Origin of the sequence: Exiguobacterium acetylicum DSM 20416, assembly GCF_000702605.1 — a bacterium.
Classification (GTDB): domain Bacteria; phylum Bacillota; class Bacilli; order Exiguobacteriales; family Exiguobacteriaceae; genus Exiguobacterium_A; species Exiguobacterium_A acetylicum.
Window position 1 is genome coordinate 1,394,013 of the sequence record NZ_JNIR01000001.1, and the last position, 18,080, is coordinate 1,412,092.

Sequence of the window (18,080 nt, forward strand, 5' to 3'; positions counted from 1 at the left end):
TTAAAACAATCACAAGATGATTACAGAATGACTTTTTTCAGATTTCTTCCTGCGGATCGATTCCAGTTAATTTTTGCAATTGCACGAAGGGTATCGCTATAATGTAAACGAAGCATCAATTGGGATGAGGGAGGATTTTGTGATGGAATTAAGACGTCGAACATTACGTCATGTCGATCAAGCTGAGTACGATCATTTCTTGAAGTATGGCGAGCAAGCATATGGACTGACTCCGCAAGAAATCAAAGGGTATGACCATGAGCTTGGAGAAGAGCGGGCTTTTGATTCCGTCGAGCACAGCTATCCTGAAGATTATTACTTTGATATCGTTGAAGCGGATACGATCGTGGGGCGGGTTCTGCTCTTAAAAATGGGTCACTACTTCCAACTCGACTTCATGGTGTTTGATCCCTATACGCGTCGGGGTCTAGCTACTCAAGCAGTTGCTGAAGCATTGACGTATTCTGGGGTACTAGATCGTCACGAAGTACGCGCGCGTGTCCTTGAACAATCATCACACGCTTCGTTTGCAAAACGCATTTTGGAAGCGAATGATTTTACGTCGACAGAGAACTATTACGTCAAAGGAAGACGTCGTCGGTACTCTCTGCAACGAATGGGCTAAAGACCGTCCGAAAGACCATGAAACTCATGGTCTTTTTTTAATGCCCTCATCTCTTCGTCACCTTTGACAGTTGATGAATTTCAGCGTACAATTTTCATCTGTATGAACAGAAAGGAGTACATCTCATGAACGAATGGTTATGGATCCCTTCCATTTTTTTAACGATGGGATTATTGATTTTCAGTTATTATTTATTTGGTAAGACAGGATTGTTGATGTGGATTGCCATCGCAACAATCATTGCAAACATCCAAGTTACACAAACCGTCGATATTTTTGGTTTCGTCTTCACGTTAGGAAACGTCGTGTATGGCAGTTGTTATCTAGCGACAGATATCCTCAATGAAAAATACGGAAAACAGGTCGCTCGTAAAGGCGTCTATATGGGGTTCTTCTCCCTGATCACGACGACCGTCCTCATGCAGTTCAGTCTCTTGTATACACCACTTGCTGATAAGGCTGCACTCGAAACATCCGATTCCTTGCATTTATTGTTTGGACTCTTACCATGGATTGCTGTTGGTAGTCTTGCCGCTTATCTCGTCTCGCAACTATTCGATGTCTTTATCTATTCAAAGATCCGTCAGAAGACAGGCGAACGTAAGCTTTGGTTACGGACGACAGGGTCAACCGTATTAAGTCAATTGCTTGATACGTTGACGTTTTGTGCGATTGCCTTTCACGATATGCCCTTCTCCATCTGGTGGCAAATCTTCATTACGACGTATCTTGCGAAATTCGTCGTCGCTTGGTTCGCGACACCATTCATGTATTTAGCAAAACGTATCCACCCAACGAAACAATCGACAGACGCTGCTGCATGACCTAAAAAAAACTAGAAGACTTGACGAAATTGTCGGATAATGGGAGTGGAGGTGCCTACATGAAAATCAAACGGAATGAACCATTTCGATATACGCTGAAAAAACCAATAACAGGTGAATTTCATTTATTGAAAAATAACCAGCGTACTCCCAATGGACTGATGAAAATTCATAATATCTCACCGAACGGACTAGCAATCAGCACAGAACTAAAACTTCCACTTCACAAATCAATGAAAATCGTTGTTGAGTTCTCATTGATCGAGGGTCAAGAACCTTTATGCATCGAAGGTCAGTTATTGCATGAGAAGCCAGTGGGTCCCGAGAGACTGTATGGCATCCGCCTCAATCCGTCAACGACTGATCGCGATACGATCATCGCTCAGGTTAAACAAGTTGCTCAATTGGAACGATAATTTATTTAGCTGACTCAAAAGTCAGTCTCTACAAAGGAAAGGGTGGCAGAATGATGATCTGCCACCCTTTTCTCGTAAAAAAATGACGCGTCACACGCAACTCTTACAGGAATAAGCGCATTTATGCGCTTCAAAGACAAACAAGACCCGCTTTCCTGCTTGAATGAAGCAGGAAAACCGGCTTGTGTCTCGCCTGAGGAAAGGGCGTGAAAAGACGCGTCATTCTTTTTTTGAGTCAGCCCTCTGTTTTGTGCCTAGATGAATCATCCTTCAAACGTACGGAAGACGACGGCTTCGTAAGGTCGAAGCGTGAGTTCGTCGGTAACAGCGGACCCATCATAGTTTCCGATGACCCGGTCTGACGTATCATGCGTAGACGGAATGTTCACATCATGATCCGCAAACGAACAGTAAACATACCATGTCTCCCCTTCAAGCGTCCGTGAGTAGGCGTATACTTCCGGATGATCTTCGAGTAAGAGTTGATAGCGACCATACACAACGAGTTCATGATCATGTCGTAGACGAATCAACTGTTGATAGTAATAAAAGATGGACTGCTCATCTGCAAGCGCCTGTTCGACGTTGATTTCCGGATAGTTTGGATTGACCTTCAACCATGGTGTTCCCGTCGAGAAACCAGCGTTCTCCGACGCATCCCACTGCATCGGTGTCCGCGCATTGTCGCGTCCTTTGATATGGATAGAACGTAGTAGTTCAGCCGGTGATGCCCCTTGTTCCGTACGTTCTTTCCACATGTTCCGAATTTCGATATCTTCATAGTCCGCGATGTCTTCAAAAGCGACGTTCGTCATGCCGATTTCCTCGCCTTGATAGATATATGGCGTCCCTTTTAACAAATGCAACAATGTAGCAAGCATCTTAGCTGACTCGACGCGGTACGTCGTGTCATTACCGAATCGACTGACGACACGGGGTTGATCGTGGTTGTTCCAATAGAGCGAGTTCCAGCCCGTCTCATGTAACGCCGTCTGCCACTTGGTGAAATTTTGCTTGAGTTTAAGTAAATCAAACGGAATGACGTCCCACTTCCCATTCGGACCTGAATCGAGATCCATATGTTCGAACGTAAAGACCATGTTGACCTCTTTACGTGCCGGATCTGTATATAGAATGGCATCATCCGTCGTCGCTCCTGGCATCTCACCGACTGTCAGGACATCGTATTTACCGAAAGAGGCTTCATTCATTTCGTGTAAAAATTCATGAACACGTGGTCCATTGATATAATGTTCTCCACCATCTCCATACAATGCTCCTGGATGGACCGTCGCATTTGGTAGTCCCGGTGTCTTCGAAATCAAGTTGATGACGTCCATTCGGAAACCGTCAATCCCTCGATCCAACCACCGACGAATCATCCCGTACACATCGTGACGCATCTGTTCATTTTCCCAGTTCAAGTCAGGCTGTTTCTTCGAGAATAAGTGAAGATAGTATTCATTCGTTGTTTCATCATATTCCCAGGCAGGTCCAGAGAAAATCGATCCCCAGTTGTTTGGTAGCGAACCGTCTGGATTTGCTGGGCGCCACATGTAATAATCCCGATACGGATTGTCCTTGCTTTGACGCGATTCCGCGAACCACTGATGTTCATCTGACGAATGATTGATGACGAGGTCCATGACGATTTTGATATCTCGTGCATGTGCCTCATCTAGAAGACGATCAAAATCATCCATCGTTCCGAATTCCTTCATGATGGCTTCATAATCACGGATGTCATAGCCATTATCGTCGTTCGGTGAATCGTAGACAGGACTTAGCCAGATGACGTCGATACCAAGCGTCTTCAAATAATCCAACTTTTCGATGATCCCATTCAAGTCACCGATTCCATCCCCATTTGAATCATTGTAACTACGTGGGTAAATTTGATAAACGACACTATCATGCCACCATTTACGTTCCATCCTCAACACTCTCCTCTTTTATGTACGTAACGTGCTACAATATTGAGCAAACGATTGCATCAATTCGTAAAAGCGCTTTCAATTCTCACAACGTCATCTTAACATGTCCATGAGAGGTGCTCAAGCAAGAACCTCTACATATTTGATATCATGAAATATGAAATACAGGTGTTTACTACATCCAAGATGATGGGAAAGAAAGGTATGAGAAAGGAGTGTGGATAAATGTATCGTCGATATTTGCTCTTCCTTGTCTGGACGATTGCTATTGTCTTCATCTTATTATTTGGAAATAATCGTGTCTTTCCGGAAGGTTTCTTGATTTCGTTTTTACGTTTCGACCAAAGTCAATTTGATACTTCTGCTTTAAGTTTATTTGCCTTACTCGGTATTTATCCGTTCGCTTTCTTTTTACTATTTCTAGATGAGAAACGATTCATGCGACCCGGACCGCTCGTCGCAAGTATTGGATCCTTCTTCTTAGGTGCCTTCGTGTTGATGCCTTATGTCGCTCTCGCTATTCCTAGGAAAACTTTTCTTCCTTTTCGTCGTCGAGGATGGATTCCGACCGTCGTCGCCTTACTTAGCGTCGTGACGACATTATTGCTGTGGATTGCTCTTGCTCGGTCTGATTGGAGTATATTCCGCATCTACTTTGAGACCAATCAATTCGTTCGAACGATGACCGTCGATTTGTTATTATTCTACATTCTACAAGTCTATTTGCTCCGGCGCATTCGTCTTCGGAATGCACAGTCATTAAAGTGGCAAGACGTGATTCCGCTCTTTGGTTTATTCCGCTATCTATTCGCAAGACATTTACCGACATCCTCAAAATCTTAATTTATGGTACAATGAAATTTGGATTTTTTGAAAAGGAGCTGTCATCCGATGGAACAATATCATGCACTTTGCGAACACATTTTGGAACACGGAACAAAAAAGGAAGACCGGACGGGAACGGGAACGCTCAGCGTGTTTGGTCACCAAATGCGCTTCTCCCTTCAAGATGGCTTTCCTCTCATTACGACGAAAAAGTTACATATGAAGTCGATCATCCATGAGTTGATTTGGTTCATCTCGGGTGATACGAATATTCGTTATCTACAGGAAAATGGTGTGCGGATTTGGAACGAATGGGCAGATGAGAACGGAGATCTAGGTCCTGTTTACGGAGCACAATGGCGCTCTTTTCCACGTCCAGATGGCACGACGGTTGATCAGCTGGCACAAGTCATTGAACAGATCAAGACGAATCCGGATTCTCGTCGTTTGATCGTCAGTGCTTGGAATCCTGGACAAGTCGATGAGATGGCTTTACCGCCCTGTCATCTCTTGTTCCAATTTTATGTCGCTGACGGAAAACTATCATGCCAATTGTATCAACGTTCAGCTGATGTTTTCTTAGGCGTACCATTCAATATTGCATCTTATGCGTTACTGACACATATGATTGCTCATGTGTGTGGACTTGAAGTCGGAGACTTCGTTCATACGCTCGGTGACGCTCATATCTATTCGAACCATGTGGAACAAGTCAATCTTCAGTTGACACGTACCCCTAAAAAATTACCGACGCTGCGCTTCGCTCGAACAGTCGATCGTATCGAAGACTTCCGCTTCGAAGACATCATCATTGAAGGCTATGATCCTGATCCTCACATTAAAGGTGTGGTAGCCGTATGATCACACATATCGTAGCGTATACAAAAAATCATGTCATCGGTCGTGACAATGCGATGCCTTGGCATCTTCCAGCTGATTTGGCTCACTTCAAACGTACGACGATTGGCAAACCGATCATCATGGGACGAAAGACGTTCGAATCCATCGGAAGACCGTTGCCCGGTCGAGAGAACATCGTCATTACGCGCGATCAGACGTTTGCAGCCGAAGGTGTAACGGTATGGCATGATCTATCTGCTTTACAACCATACGTCGATTCAGAAGAAGAAGTCTTTTTAATTGGTGGTGGAGAGTTGTTTGCTCAAACGCTTCCTCTTGCTCGCCGCTTGTATGTCACCGAAATTGATGCGGTTCTTTCTGGAGATGTACATTATCCCGAAATCCCGTCTTCATTTCAGATTACTTCCGAAATACATTATGATGCGGTCGAGGGAAACGATTATCCGTTCATCATTCGTCGATATGATCAGTAACCAAAAACCAGCCACATTGCTCCGTGTAACGGACGAATGTGGCTGGTTTTCTATGGAATTTGCATGATCCATTCAGTAATCCATTCCTCCATATCAGAATCGATCTGTGAGGTCATGATATAGTCTGTCGCACCGCATGATAGCGCATTGGCTAAACGATCGTCTTCTTGATCCGTCACGACCAAAATATCAATGATCGATTCCCGTTGTTGTCTCCACTCTTCTAATCGTACAAAGTTCTCTCTTACTACTTGATCAAGTGAAAGAATCGCCAATTGTAATTGCGTCGTCCGTCGATCGTCTAGCGGAATCACCTCAATATGGTATTTCGGATGATCCGGCATATCAAGAGTATGTACCTGTTTGAGCAATCCTTGCTCGACACGGATATAGACCGGTATTTTTTCGATGGATATCGCTGTCGAATAGGACACCACTTGATTACGGCCGTTACGTTTCGCTTGATACAAAGCTTCGTCTGCCTCCGCTGTTGCTTGCGCCAGGGATGTGTGGAGATCAAAAGAAAAGGATAGACCAATCGAAATCGTTACTTTTAATCCGTTCGCAAAAATATGGCGCTCGACGCGCTCGCGAATTTTATTCATACTCGCAACTGCTTGCGGTAATGTTTCTGCTGAAAACAATAAGATGAATTCCTCACCACCAAAACGAATGAATTCATCGTCGAGACGAGCAGCTTGTTGAACGACGGTAGCTAATTCGGAAAGGACCAAATCCCCTGTTGGATGTCCATGTAAATCATTGATCCGCTTAAAATGATCGATATCAAAAATCGCTAGCCCAAATGTCCGCTGTTCACGTTCGAGACGTGCTACGCGACGATCAAAAGCATTTTGGAGATATTTCCGATTATAAGCTCCCGTCAATTCATCGACCAAGATCGTCGAAGATACGACCCTTAATTTTCGTAAGAGTCTCGCTAGACGAACATGCCGTTCTTCATTCGGCACTGTTTCATCCCAGTAGTCATCGGCTCCCATCTCATAGCTGACTTGACGAATTTCAGACCGGTTCGGACCTACGATGATGACGGGAACGAATGCCGACTCCATTTGTTTGATCAGTTTTTTAAACAACTCTAATGAATCCACGATAGATGCATGGTCGATGATGACGGCATCCATCGCAATATCATGTGATATCGACAACGTGTCTTCCACCGAACTGAAGAATCGTGACATATAGCGCTCCTGTTCGAGCGATTTCTTCCATTTGATATTTTCAAGAAAACGTCTTGTCACAGTGACCACCAATTCTTTTCGAATTCGATTGGCGCGTGAGCGTTCCGACAACTGATCGACGATGGGTTGCAGCAATTCTTTGACGCTTGACTGCGAAATGACAGCGTCCATTTGTTCCCACGTCACTTTTTCACGGCTGACTTGATCAGCGAGTCCCTTAAAGAGCTCTTCTCTCCCGAGTCCTTCGAGCCAGCTGGCTAAAGCTAGCAATTCTGTCCGTGGTACGTTCGGCATTCGAAGTAATGTCTCTACCATGACAATCGTTTGTTGCAGTTGTTTTTCTGCCCGTTTTCGACTCCGTTCCATCCAATCCCCTCTCTTTCTATAGATCCGAAGAACCGTCCTCGGATAAAGAGAAAGCGAGGGAATTCCCCCCGCTTTTTCAACTCACGCTTTTAAGTTCGGACGGACCATATCTGCTGGTACGATCCATTGATCATATTGTTCTTCTGTTAATAAACCTGTCGCAAGTGCTGCTTCTTTTAGAGTGGATCCTGACTGATGCGCCGCTTTCGCAATTTTCGCCGCATTCTCATATCCGATGTGCGGGTTGAGTGCAGTGACGAGCATCAACGAACGTTCGACGTTTTCAGCGATGACGGACTGTTCTGGTTCGATTCCGATCGCACAATGGTCATTGAACGAATGCAAGGCGTCTGTCAATAAACGAACGGATTGAATGAAGTTATACATGATGACCGGTTTAAAGACGTTTAGTTCGAAATTCCCTTGACTTGCAGCAAAACCAATCGTTGCATCGTTTCCAAGAACTTGCGCTGCGACCATCGTCAACGCTTCACTTTGAGTCGGATTGACTTTCCCCGGCATGATTGAGCTTCCCGGCTCATTTTCTGGAATCGTGATTTCACCGATTCCTGCTCGTGGACCTGATGCGAGCCAGCGGACATCGTTCGCGATCTTCATCGCGTCCATCGCTAGCGCTTTGACCGCTCCATGTGTGAAGACGAGTTGATCGTGGCTCGTTAAGGCATGGAATTTGTTTTCCGCGCTTGTGAATTCATATCCCGTTTCTTCACTCATCTTTTTCGCAGCCAAATCACCGAACTCAGGATGAGCGTTGATGCCGGTTCCGACTGCCGTACCGCCGATTGCTAATTCCGTTAACGGATCAAGCGTCCGTTCGATCATTTGCTTCGAAAGTGCAAGCATCCGGACCCAACCACTGATTTCTTGACCGAGTGTGATCGGTGTAGCATCTTGCAAGTGTGTCCGTCCAATTTTGACGATATCCGCAAACGCGTTCGCTTTTTCGTCAAGTGTCGCATGCAGAGCATCAATCGCTGGGAATAGTGATTCCAGCAAGACTGTTTTTGCCGCTAAATGCATTGCTGTCGGATATGTATCATTTGAACTTTGTGATTTGTTGACGTCATCATTCGGATGAATTGTCGTCTCACTACCTTGTTCTTTTAACTTGCGTGTCGCGACCCGAGCGATCACTTCGTTGACGTTCATATTGGATTGTGTACCTGAACCCGTTTGCCAAACGACAAGCGGAAACTCATCATCGAATTTCCCCGCGATGATTTCGTCACATACTTCAGCGATGACACCCGCTTTTTCTGCCTCAAGCACGCCTAAGTCACGGTTCGCAAGTGCTGCTCCTTTTTTCAGGACTGCAAAGGCACGAATGACTTCAATCGGCATTTTTTCCGTTCCGATCTTAAAGTTTTCTAGACTACGTTGTGTTTGTGCGCCCCATTCCTGCGCTTCTGGTACACGAATTTCCCCCATCGTGTCACGTTCTACACGGTATTCCATAAACAAATTCCCCCTTTTGATTACTTCTCTTCTAGTTTACCGGAAAGCTTGCGGAATGGGAATGAGGGAGACAGTTTTGGGGAATAGTTTATTATCGAAAAAGGAGTGAAGATTTTATGTGGTTGATAAATTTAATGATTGTTTTGTTATTGATTCTGGCAAACGGCATTTTTGCGATGACCGAACTCGCTTTGCTTTCCTCAAAACGTTCGAAATTGGAAAAAGCAGCGAATAATGGTAAGAAGTCAGCCCATGTCGCGTTAGAGTTACTCGATCGTCCGACCGATCTGTTATCGACCGTACAAGTCGGCATCACGTTGATCGGAATCGTCAATGGTGCATTTGGTGGTGCCGCATTATCTGGTCCTGTCATCAACTGGCTCGCTCAATTTGAATGGATGGCTCCTTATGCCAGTACAATTGGCTATATTCTCGTCGTAACGATCATTACCTATATTTCGCTTGTCATCGGTGAACTTGTTCCTAAGCGTATCGCCCTTGTCAGTCCAGAACGGGTTACGATGTGGCTTGCCCCACCGATGCGTTTTTTCTCAATCGTGCTTCGACCATTCATTTGGGTTCTAAGTAAGTCGACGAGTTCCATCTTCCGTTTGATTGGTTTGGATCGCCTACAGACAGAAGACGAGACGGAAGACGAAGTCCGGCAATTACTGATTCGTGGTACGCAAGAGGGAACCTTCAACCGGTCTGAAGCGGAGCAAGTCTCTCGTGTGTTTGATTTTCATGATTTGTACTCTTACGAACTGATGGAGCCGCGTACCGTTACCGAATGGATTGACTTAGCGGATGACTCCGACACGATCTTACAAGAGCTTCGGCAAGCGCGACATCGAAACTTACCGGTTGGTCATGGTGACTTGGATCACTTCGTCGGTTTCATTGATGCGAAAGAAGTGCTATCAACGGAACGACCTGTCCAGGAACTGGAACGACTGATTCAGTCACCGCTGATTGTTCCCCGTCAATTAAAAGCAACCGTTTTACTCGAACGGATGCGGAAGGAAACTGTATCAATTGCTTTCGTTTTAGACGAGTACGGGGGGTTCCTCGGTATGATTACTTTATTTGATATTCTCGAAGCATTTGTCGGTGAGATTTCAAGCGTCGAGGAAGAACCGGAACTCGTCATGCGGAAAGATGGGTCGTTCCTCGCTGATGGATTATTGCACATCGATGATTTGAAACGAACGCTCGGTTATACAGATGACTTACCTGGAGAACAGTTGAACGCCTATCATACGGTTGCTGGTTTAATTTTATATACGTTAGGTGATGTACCCTCCCGTGGGAGTACTGTCGAAATTGGACCGTATCGGTTTGAAGTCGTCGATTTAGACGGACGACGCGTCGACCAAATTTTGATTGAGCGCATCGAACATAAACAAACACCCCTACCGTGAGGATAGGGGTGTTTGTCGTCAATCATGCTTCGTATAATCGTAACGCCTCTCGTGCGACACGATCTGCTTTATTCTCCGACCGTGGAATCCACTTCACAAAAGCGAGTGGTAAGAGTTGATAACGCGCAAAGGCAGGATCAAAGATCGTCTGCGTTCGTTTATTCTTGACGAATTCGCGTTCGACCGCGAGTGCAACTGCTTCTGAATCCGTCCGAAACGAAATGACACTCTCGCCTTGTGCGATGAGTTCGTGCGCCCACTCGACAGCTTTCGAAAAAGCAATAAATTCTGCCTCATGATTATTGATTGCTTGAATTTGATACATTTTTTCCGTGACTTCGCCCTCGGAATTTTTACTAAAAACTCCAACCGCCGCTTCATCATTCGAAGGACGGACCGTACCGTCAAAATAAAGTTCAACCATGTTCAATTGCCGCCTCGATTCCTTTTCGTATCGCTTGTTCATCTAGCCCTTTCCCAATGAAGACGAGCGTCGTCTTTGGTTGTTCGCTAAATGGTTCTCTAATCGCTGTTCCGTAAATCATGCCAGTACCTTGTAAAATGACCTTTCGATCCGTATCTGCAAAATGAATGATCCCTTTATAGCGATAGAGGTCTTCCGCATACGCCTCTAACACCTCACGTAGGACCATTCCGAATCGATTCCGGTTCAACGGTCGTTCCTCGACAATCGTCAATGCCGTGAAATCCTCAACCGATTGATGAATCTGATCCGTTTGTTGACTAAGTCGTACTTGCTCTTCTTTTGGAAAATGGAACGTTTCAAACAGTCGATCTGATTCGAGTTGACCTTGTTCCGTTTCAATGATGGCTGCAGAAGGATTTCGTTCGCGCAGTAAAGCGGTCAACGTTTCGCGCTCTGCTACATCAACTAAATCCATCTTATTTAAGATAAGGACATCAGCAAAACCGATTTGTTTCACATTTTCTTGGAACGTCAGTTGACGTTCTAAATGATATGCATCGATGACTGTGACGACACTGGAAATCTGATAGGACTGTTCAACAGCCGGCTCAAAATAGAATGTCTGTAGAATCGGTCCTGGATCAGCGACGCCTGTCGTCTCAATCAATAATCGATCAAACGATAGCTCCCCATCTCGACGGCGTTTTGCGATCCGTAGCAACGCATCCCGTAAATCACCGCGAATCGAACAACAAATGCAGCCATTCGTCAATTCGATCATCTCTTCGTCACTTCGTTCAATCAATGCTTCATCAATATGAACAGAACCTACTTCATTGACGAGCAACGCAAACTTTTCTGTCGGTTGAGAAACGAGATGATTGAGTAGCGTAGTTTTACCGGCACCTAAAAAACCAGTAATGACAGTCGTACGTATTTTGTCTTGCATGATTTCACTCCTTAGCGTCCTTGTTGCTGACGCCATTTTTCTTTTCGTGCATCGAGTAGATCGATCGCATGGAGATACCAAGCATCTGTCGTTTGCGGCGTAACACTTGATCCCCACTCGCGTTTACCATGGTGTGATAATACCATATGCATGAGACGGTGATAAACAGCACGCGGTAATCGGATATCTTCTTCTCGAAGTGTTTGTTCGAGAACAAAACATCCATATGGCATATGCCCCATCAACACGCCGTCCAGATCAAGCGCAATGCCCGCCAGTTCTTCCTCTTCCTCTGTTACGTGCAGCAGTCTTGAAAAACGATCTGCCGAAGCCCCTGCATGTGTATACTCCCATAGCTTTCCGATGTCATGCAATAAAATGCCGAGTAACAATTCGTTCGGATTTGGACGTTGATCTAACAGTGCAATCCCTTTTGCCGCTTGATAGAGAGCATCAAAACTATCATCCCAAGAAAATTGACGTATCTCTCGTTCAGCTGCTTGGAATAGTTCATTTTTATGATCGGCTTCTGCTTCTTGAATACATTTGAGTAGCGTCAAGTATGGTTGTTCACTATCACAAATTCCTCGACCAATCGTCATCATACAAGCAGTGTGTTTCAGCAACCCACCGATATAGGCATGGTGATGAAAAAGAGCAGCCGGTCGTGTCGAAAAATCTGCCCAGTACTGTCGCAAAATCGAGAGCGCGATTTCTTGATGAGGAGAATCAAGCTGACCGACTAATCCAAGCAACTGATCACGGTATGTTTCAAGCGATTCACCTGCAGGTAACTGTGGCAAGAACTGCGTCGGTGAGGCATCATGAATCGGAGTGACACGCTGAACGGTCAATGATTTGTTTCCGGATTGCGGCGGATATTCCTCTACCTTTGCCTCGACCCGAACGATTCGTGTTTCGAGATAGGGACGAAGTGCTTCTTCTGCCGTTCCTTGATTGATCCATTGTTTTCCCTTACAAGATCCAGCGGGCGAATTGAACGTGAATTGTAACCATTCTCGTCCGGTTTGACCAGTACGGATTTCACCAGAGGCAACAAGTAGGACCTCTTCCACTCGTTCACCGGGAGCACATGTATCAATCGAAAATCCAATCGGTTGATTCGACTGATTAATGGAAAAATCAACATTTTCATAAGGAGGCATCGTCACTTCTGGAAGTGCCTTAAATAATTGAATCACGTCATCTCACTCCTTTTTCTTCATTCATATCATAGCAGACACGATTTCATCACGACTACTATTAAGCAGATATTGTAAGCGTTTTCTAAATGAATTATGATGAAATTGGAAGTCCATTTTATGCTTAAGGAGGAGAAACGATGATTCGACCACTTACTCAACTATACAGTGAAGCTGTTGGCACACTCGATCAATGGACGGTATCCGAAATCGTGACACGCGATCAAATTCGGCAAGCTGTTCAGTTGTACGATCCATATCAAATGCATACGTCGTATGCTTTGGAACAATTGTTGATTCATGAATTGCGTGAGGCTTGTCAGCATGTCCAAGAACAAGGGCTAACGTTGGCTGATGCGCAAACAGAGCTTCTCATTCTCTCTGCCTTCCAAAGTGATGCGGGCTACCAAGCAGAAGAAATTCAAGATATGTCTCCCACTGCAATCAAACGACACTTGTCCTCGCTAGACGCTGCCTTTAATCGACTATTGCATCAACTGTTTTTACATCAATCGCAACCAGACATCCTTTGTCAGCGATTCATGACGATTCTTTCAGGTGCGGTCGCCACGAAATGCGCAATCCGTGCTAAACGCTTCAAGGAAGCGACACTTGTCCATCCATAAAAAAATCCTGACTCATGTGAGTCAGGATTTTTTCATTCAACGACCTGGCATTCCAGCTCCTTGATTGGTTTTGTATGAAAATGCGGCGTTCCGCTTCGTCATATTCTATAGTCATCATGACAAACTATTCAATTCTTGTCAATTCTTTTCTAAAAAAAGTGGACCGATTTTCGATTGAAAATCAGTCCGAATGGAAGAGTGAATAATTACCATGGCAATGCTTGATTTCATCATACAATGCAATGGAAGCGTTTACAACCCTTTTCCGTTAAATTTTTTCAAGAAAATATTCGTTTGCGAGTGGCAAGTGAATGACTTCGATCCCACTCTGCCTCATCAGGTTCAACCCGTCCCCGTATTCATAACCTGTCGAATAGACGACCCGATCGATTTTAGAGGCAATCAGCGCCAAACTACATGCATGACACGGACTATGGGTGACATAAGCGGTCGCATGACGCGCACTCGTCGAATCGGCTGCCAGCTTACCGAGCGCGTTGATTTCAGCATGAATCTCGTGTTGTTTCGACCATTCATGGTGTTCTTCTTGATTTTCGCACCGATAAAAAAGAATCCCGTTTCGTTCAATCGATTCTTCAACCACCGGGTGGTCAGGTCGTGATGTATAGAGAATACCCTCTTGCTTTAAGTAAATTTCGTTGCAATTCACATGCTGACTAGGTGTTCCGTTTATTCCGATCGAAATCGGCTTTTCATCTTTGACGATGACACAGGCAACAGATTTCGAGGCACATTTAGAATGACGATCTGCCATCATCCGTGCGAATAATAACCATGTCGTATCCCATTGCAGCTGTTTCTCTTCACTTTTCATTCCTAATCCTTCCTTTCATGAAGGAAAGGAACACGAAAAATCGTGTTCCTTAGTATGGTCGATTCGGTAATTCTCTGCTTTTTGAAGCGACTTCGATGACTTTTTGTTTCAGTTCGTTTTCCATTCGTTCTAACTCATGCTCCGCATCACGACGCTTTTGTTTTCCTTCTTGTTGGATGCGTAATGTTTCATCGAGTGTCTCAATCAAGTTTTGATGTGCAACCTTTAACGATTCAACAGATACGATACCTTTTTCGTTTTCTTCCGCAATTTCAATTGACGATTCCTTCAACAGCTTCGAATTTTGCTCAAGTAACTGGTTCGTCGTATTGGTGACATCCTTCTGCATTTCAAGCGCTGCCTTTTGACGCGACAGACTCAAAGATAGGACAACTTGGTTCTTCCAAAGTGGAATCGTATTGACGACGGCTGATTCAATTTTTTCCGCTAGAATTTGGTTGTTTTGTTGAATGACACGAATTTGCGGTGCCATCTGCAAGCTAATCGTTCGAGATAATTTTAAATCATGGATTTTCTTTTCAAAACGATCCGTCAATTGAATCAAGTCATTTAATTCCTGTAACTTCGTTTGATCCCGCGATACCTCGACTTCTGTTCGTAACGGTTCGATTTCATGTTGACGAACGTGAGCAATTTTCGTTTCGCCGGCTGCAATATAGACGTTCAATTCTTCGAAATAACGCTTGTTCTTTTGATACATTTGATCAAGTAGCGTAATATCCTTCATTAAACCAAATTTCGATCGATCAAGATTGTGTACGACTTCTTCCAAATACGCACTCATTTTCTCGTATTGCAAGAAGTACGTTTCCGCTTTTTTCTTCGCCCGACCAATGACCGGTACGTTCGACCAGAAACTCTTTTTTTCTTGGAGCGTGTCTGGATCCATTTGGCGGACACGTTGCATTAAATCACTCAACAATTTTCCCGCTTCGCCGCCATCCTTCATTTTCACTTCACTTAAGACTTGATCAGAGAATTGGGATAACTCACGTTGAACAGGCGCGCCAAACTGCATGACAGCATCTGTTTTCTGAAGATCAATCACCTGTAGTAGACGTTCGATCTTTTGTCGTTGTTCTGACGGAACATCTGAAGGAATCATCTCTTCGACCGGACGTGCCGGCATTTTAGGTGGTGTCTCTGCTACATTCAGATCGACCGATGGATCAGAAATCGTCGGTTGCTCTTGCTCATCAGGCCATTGTTGCCATGTATCTTTATCAGAATGGGTCATGTCGGTAACTCTCCTCCTGTTTTCGTTGTTCAGTCTCTTGCGCCAGTACCTTTTCAATCGTCAAAAGTTCCCGTTCTAAATCAACGGTGTCTCCTTCAAGCAACAAGGTTTGTTGCTGTTTCAGCTTTTGACCGATCATCTTTAAGTTCGAAATCAATTGATTTTTCGTATCCAATTGAACTTGGGCACCACGGCGTTCCAAATCGGCATATTTTTCTGAAATCGACAATAAGGAATCCAAGTAGAATGTAAAGAAGTCCCGAACTTTTTTGACGTCGCGTGGACTTTCATATAATTCCTCGAACAATACATGCGCTTCACGAGAGACGATTCGCATCTCGCTTCTAATTTCGCTATCTCGAATGGACGGAACGATTTGATCGTACGTCTGGATTTTCGCAAATCCTTCTTCGATTGTCCGCTGCAATACTTGAAGCTCCAAATCATCCGTCTCTTCAAAACGGCGTGTCGCCCGTTCTGGTTTTAAAATGACACTTCCGACGAATTCCTCTTCATCGTCAAGAAGTAATTTCTTTTTCACATTTTTCCGCTTGATTTCAGTCGACTTCCGTTCTGTCCGATATCGTCGACCTGGTTTTGTCCGGTAACCGCTCCAAATGAACCACAAACCAAGAGCGATGAAGATTCCCGAGAAGTTGAACGTATCGGCTAATTGTAGAAATACGAACATCATACCGATGGAACCAAATATCCACCATGAAGACTTCATGTCATCCCCTCTTCCTTCGTGCTGATTCTTCTATCAGGTTTACGTGTCTTTATTTTAACATTACGTATGGTCTAACAAAAAGTTTCCCGTTTTTGCGAAATGTTACGCCTCATGTATTCATATTTCACCATACTTTTTAACGAATGACATCAGGCTGAAGAATGAACTGTTCAGGCTTTTCTGTTTGATATCCTTTCATGACAAATAAGGTAGTCGACAATTTTAGTCGACTACCTTATGGAGAATACTTCATTTATTATCCGAACAACGGCCAGACAAGAATAATGAGAATCGCGATTGGACTTAGGTAACATACACTCAGTCGCCAGATTGGAACCATTTTTTTCATCATTGGGCTAGTCACCAATTCTTGTTCGACAAGTGCACGGTCTAACTTAAAGCCAGCAAAAATCGAAATTAATAATGCACCGATTGGCATTAAAATATTCGAGACTAGGAAATCAACGCTATCAAAGAACGTTTTTCCCATGAGCTGTGCATCACCTAAGATTCCGAACGAAAGCGCGGACGGAATCCCGACGATTGCAATCGCTAGTGTCGCAAGCCATGTCGTCCGTTTTTTATCACGCATCGTCGCGTTTTCTTTACGATCCGTTAAGGAAGCAACAACGACTTCAAGCATCGCGATCGATGACGTGATCGATGCGAAAGCGAATAAAAGGAAAAACAACGTCAAGAAGACTGAACCAAACTGAATTTGGCTGAAGACTGTTGGTAAGACGATAAAGAGTAACGCTGGTCCTTCTGCTGGATCAAGACCTGAAGCAAATACTGCTGGGAAAATCGCAAATCCTGCGAGTAACGAGACAGCGACATTCATTGTAACGATCCAAGCTGCAGAACGATTAATCTCTCCACGTTCCTTCATATAGGAAGCGTATGTCAGCATCGCTGATACACCGAGCGATAGTGAGAAGAACGCTTGACCGAGTGCACTGAGCACTGATGTTCGATTCAGGACCGAGAAATCAGGCTGTATGAAGAATTTAACACCTTCCATTGCACCATCGAGTGTCAAAGAACGGACAACAAGAACAATGAAACAAACAAATAATAAAGGCATCATGATTTTACTCATTTTTTCAATACCAGATTGAACTCCACGTAAGACGATCCAACACGTCAATGCGAGGAAAATCAATTGTCCTGAAATGACATAGAGCGGTGAGGCAGAAATCGTGCCGAACAGTTCACCAAGCGCACCACTGTCCATCGTCGTTAAACGACCAGTAAACCCTAGAATGGTATAAATCAATACCCATCCACCAATGACGCTGTAGAAAGAGAGCAACAAGAAACATGCGATGACACCAAGGACACCAATGAACGTGAACTTCTTATGGCCAAGCTCCGAGAATGCTCGAAGTGCTGTTTTCCCGCTCGTTCGACCGATTAAAAATTCGGCAATCAAGACAGGCAGTCCCAGCAGTAAGGTAAACACGAGGAATAAGAGTAAAAACGCGCCTCCTCCGTTCGTTCCAGTCGTGTACGGAAATTTCCAAATGGCCCCCAGACCAATGGCGGATCCCGCTGCTGCTAAAATAAATCCAACTTTTGAAGCCCATGCGTTTCCTTTCATGGTGCTCCACCTCCTTTTCAAAATACTTTT

18 protein-coding genes are annotated in these 18,080 nt (G+C 44.5%); 8 read left to right on the top strand and 10 right to left on the bottom strand.

Features of this window, described 5'->3' with window-relative positions; translation table 11 throughout:
• The first annotated feature begins 142 nt into the window (after window positions 1-142).
• The 3 genes from P401_RS0107630 to P401_RS0107640 all read left to right on the top strand — a co-directional run bounded on the left by P401_RS0107630 (window position 143) and on the right by P401_RS0107640 (window position 1,865).
• Window positions 143-625 carry a GNAT family N-acetyltransferase gene (locus tag P401_RS0107630; RefSeq protein ID WP_029341955.1) on the top strand — a complete coding sequence of 161 codons (483 nt, stop codon included), beginning with the start codon at window positions 143-145 and terminating at the stop codon, window positions 623-625.
• A gap of 125 nt (window positions 626-750) precedes the next feature.
• Window positions 751-1,449: a queuosine precursor transporter gene (locus P401_RS0107635; protein ID WP_029341956.1), complete on the top strand. Its 699-nt coding sequence runs from the start codon at window positions 751-753 to the stop codon at window positions 1,447-1,449.
• A gap of 59 nt (window positions 1,450-1,508) precedes the next feature.
• Window positions 1,509-1,865, top strand: coding sequence for a PilZ domain-containing protein (locus tag P401_RS0107640; RefSeq protein WP_029341957.1), 357 nt, complete (start codon window positions 1,509-1,511; stop codon window positions 1,863-1,865).
• Between the two features lie 263 nt (window positions 1,866-2,128).
• Here P401_RS0107640 and P401_RS0107645 read toward each other — a convergent pair whose 3' ends face one another.
• Entirely contained in the window at window positions 2,129-3,799 is a 1,671-nt protein-coding gene (locus P401_RS0107645; protein ID WP_029341958.1) for a glycoside hydrolase family 13 protein, read from the bottom strand.
• Between the two features lie 225 nt (window positions 3,800-4,024).
• Here P401_RS0107645 and P401_RS0107650 point away from each other — a divergent pair, with 225 nt between their 5' ends.
• From P401_RS0107650 to P401_RS0107660, 3 genes are read left to right on the top strand one after another with little or no spacing between them, the layout of a single operon-like run.
• Window positions 4,025-4,642: a hypothetical protein gene (locus tag P401_RS0107650; RefSeq protein WP_029341959.1), complete on the top strand. Its 618-nt coding sequence runs from the start codon at window positions 4,025-4,027 to the stop codon at window positions 4,640-4,642.
• 48 nt (window positions 4,643-4,690) lie between these two features.
• Window positions 4,691-5,485, top strand: coding sequence for a thymidylate synthase (locus P401_RS0107655; protein WP_029341960.1), 795 nt, complete (start codon window positions 4,691-4,693; stop codon window positions 5,483-5,485).
• Entirely contained in the window at window positions 5,482-5,958 is a 477-nt protein-coding gene (locus P401_RS0107660) for a dihydrofolate reductase (protein WP_029341961.1), read from the top strand. The genes P401_RS0107655 and P401_RS0107660 overlap by 4 nt, the downstream gene beginning before the upstream one ends.
• A 50-nt stretch (window positions 5,959-6,008) precedes the next feature.
• Here P401_RS0107660 and P401_RS0107665 read toward each other — a convergent pair whose 3' ends face one another.
• Window positions 6,009-7,526, bottom strand: coding sequence for a GGDEF domain-containing response regulator (locus P401_RS0107665; protein ID WP_029341962.1), 1,518 nt, complete (start codon window positions 7,524-7,526; stop codon window positions 6,009-6,011).
• A gap of 81 nt (window positions 7,527-7,607) precedes the next feature.
• Window positions 7,608-9,002, bottom strand: a complete 1,395-nt coding sequence (gene fumC / locus P401_RS0107670) for a class II fumarate hydratase (RefSeq protein ID WP_029341963.1) — start codon at window positions 9,000-9,002, stop codon at window positions 7,608-7,610.
• Window positions 9,003-9,118: 116 nt separating this feature from the next.
• On the opposite strand from fumC, the gene P401_RS0107675 reads away from it, so the two are divergent.
• Window positions 9,119-10,423, top strand: coding sequence for a hemolysin family protein (locus P401_RS0107675; RefSeq protein WP_029341964.1), 1,305 nt, complete (start codon window positions 9,119-9,121; stop codon window positions 10,421-10,423).
• A 22-nt stretch (window positions 10,424-10,445) separates the two neighbouring features.
• Here P401_RS0107675 and P401_RS0107680 read toward each other — a convergent pair whose 3' ends face one another.
• From P401_RS0107680 to P401_RS0107690, 3 genes are read right to left on the bottom strand one after another with little or no spacing between them, the layout of a single operon-like run.
• A complete protein-coding gene (locus P401_RS0107680) occupies window positions 10,446-10,847 on the bottom strand; it encodes a reverse transcriptase-like protein (protein ID WP_029341965.1) in 402 nt (133 codons plus the stop codon).
• The gene (locus P401_RS0107685; protein WP_029341966.1) at window positions 10,840-11,799 is read right to left on the bottom strand and encodes a CobW family GTP-binding protein; all 960 of its coding nucleotides are present in this window, start codon (window positions 11,797-11,799) and stop codon (window positions 10,840-10,842) included. The genes P401_RS0107680 and P401_RS0107685 overlap by 8 nt, the downstream gene beginning before the upstream one ends.
• An 11-nt stretch (window positions 11,800-11,810) precedes the next feature.
• Window positions 11,811-13,001, bottom strand: a complete 1,191-nt coding sequence (locus tag P401_RS0107690; RefSeq protein WP_051656283.1) for an HD domain-containing protein — start codon at window positions 12,999-13,001, stop codon at window positions 11,811-11,813.
• 140 nt (window positions 13,002-13,141) lie between these two features.
• Between P401_RS0107690 and P401_RS0107695 the strand changes: the two genes are divergently transcribed.
• Window positions 13,142-13,627 carry a hypothetical protein gene (locus tag P401_RS0107695; protein ID WP_029341968.1) on the top strand — a complete coding sequence of 162 codons (486 nt, stop codon included), beginning with the start codon at window positions 13,142-13,144 and terminating at the stop codon, window positions 13,625-13,627.
• A gap of 268 nt (window positions 13,628-13,895) precedes the next feature.
• Here P401_RS0107695 and P401_RS0107700 read toward each other — a convergent pair whose 3' ends face one another.
• The 4 genes from P401_RS0107700 to P401_RS0107715 form a co-directional block, all read right to left on the bottom strand.
• On the bottom strand, window positions 13,896-14,462 hold the full coding sequence (locus P401_RS0107700) for a deoxycytidylate deaminase (protein ID WP_029341969.1): 567 nt from the start codon (window positions 14,460-14,462) through the stop codon (window positions 13,896-13,898).
• 49 nt (window positions 14,463-14,511) lie between these two features.
• Window positions 14,512-15,720 carry a toxic anion resistance protein gene (locus tag P401_RS0107705; RefSeq protein WP_029341970.1) on the bottom strand — a complete coding sequence of 403 codons (1,209 nt, stop codon included), beginning with the start codon at window positions 15,718-15,720 and terminating at the stop codon, window positions 14,512-14,514.
• Window positions 15,707-16,450: a 5-bromo-4-chloroindolyl phosphate hydrolysis family protein gene (locus P401_RS0107710; protein WP_029341971.1), complete on the bottom strand. Its 744-nt coding sequence runs from the start codon at window positions 16,448-16,450 to the stop codon at window positions 15,707-15,709. The genes P401_RS0107705 and P401_RS0107710 overlap by 14 nt, the downstream gene beginning before the upstream one ends.
• 256 nt (window positions 16,451-16,706) lie before the next feature.
• A complete protein-coding gene (locus P401_RS0107715; RefSeq protein WP_029341972.1) occupies window positions 16,707-18,050 on the bottom strand; it encodes a sodium-dependent transporter in 1,344 nt (447 codons plus the stop codon).
• Window positions 18,051-18,080: the final 30 nt, after the last annotated feature.

Coding starts and splice junctions, on each gene's coding strand:
- P401_RS0107630 (WP_029341955.1), top strand. CDS start 143: ATGGAATTAAGACGTCGAACATTACGTCATGTCGATCAAGCTGAGTAC.
- P401_RS0107635 (WP_029341956.1), top strand. CDS start 751: ATGAACGAATGGTTATGGATCCCTTCCATTTTTTTAACGATGGGATTA.
- P401_RS0107640 (WP_029341957.1), top strand. CDS start 1,509: ATGAAAATCAAACGGAATGAACCATTTCGATATACGCTGAAAAAACCA.
- P401_RS0107645 (WP_029341958.1), bottom strand. CDS start 3,799: ATGGAACGTAAATGGTGGCATGATAGTGTCGTTTATCAAATTTACCCA.
- P401_RS0107650 (WP_029341959.1), top strand. CDS start 4,025: ATGTATCGTCGATATTTGCTCTTCCTTGTCTGGACGATTGCTATTGTC.
- P401_RS0107655 (WP_029341960.1), top strand. CDS start 4,691: ATGGAACAATATCATGCACTTTGCGAACACATTTTGGAACACGGAACA.
- P401_RS0107660 (WP_029341961.1), top strand. CDS start 5,482: ATGATCACACATATCGTAGCGTATACAAAAAATCATGTCATCGGTCGT.
- P401_RS0107665 (WP_029341962.1), bottom strand. CDS start 7,526: ATGGAACGGAGTCGAAAACGGGCAGAAAAACAACTGCAACAAACGATT.
- fumC (WP_029341963.1), bottom strand. CDS start 9,002: ATGGAATACCGTGTAGAACGTGACACGATGGGGGAAATTCGTGTACCA.
- P401_RS0107675 (WP_029341964.1), top strand. CDS start 9,119: ATGTGGTTGATAAATTTAATGATTGTTTTGTTATTGATTCTGGCAAAC.
- P401_RS0107680 (WP_029341965.1), bottom strand. CDS start 10,847: ATGGTTGAACTTTATTTTGACGGTACGGTCCGTCCTTCGAATGATGAA.
- P401_RS0107685 (WP_029341966.1), bottom strand. CDS start 11,799: ATGCAAGACAAAATACGTACGACTGTCATTACTGGTTTTTTAGGTGCC.
- P401_RS0107695 (WP_029341968.1), top strand. CDS start 13,142: ATGATTCGACCACTTACTCAACTATACAGTGAAGCTGTTGGCACACTC.
- P401_RS0107700 (WP_029341969.1), bottom strand. CDS start 14,462: ATGAAAAGTGAAGAGAAACAGCTGCAATGGGATACGACATGGTTATTA.
- P401_RS0107705 (WP_029341970.1), bottom strand. CDS start 15,720: ATGACCCATTCTGATAAAGATACATGGCAACAATGGCCTGATGAGCAA.
- P401_RS0107710 (WP_029341971.1), bottom strand. CDS start 16,450: ATGAAGTCTTCATGGTGGATATTTGGTTCCATCGGTATGATGTTCGTA.
- P401_RS0107715 (WP_029341972.1), bottom strand. CDS start 18,050: ATGAAAGGAAACGCATGGGCTTCAAAAGTTGGATTTATTTTAGCAGCA.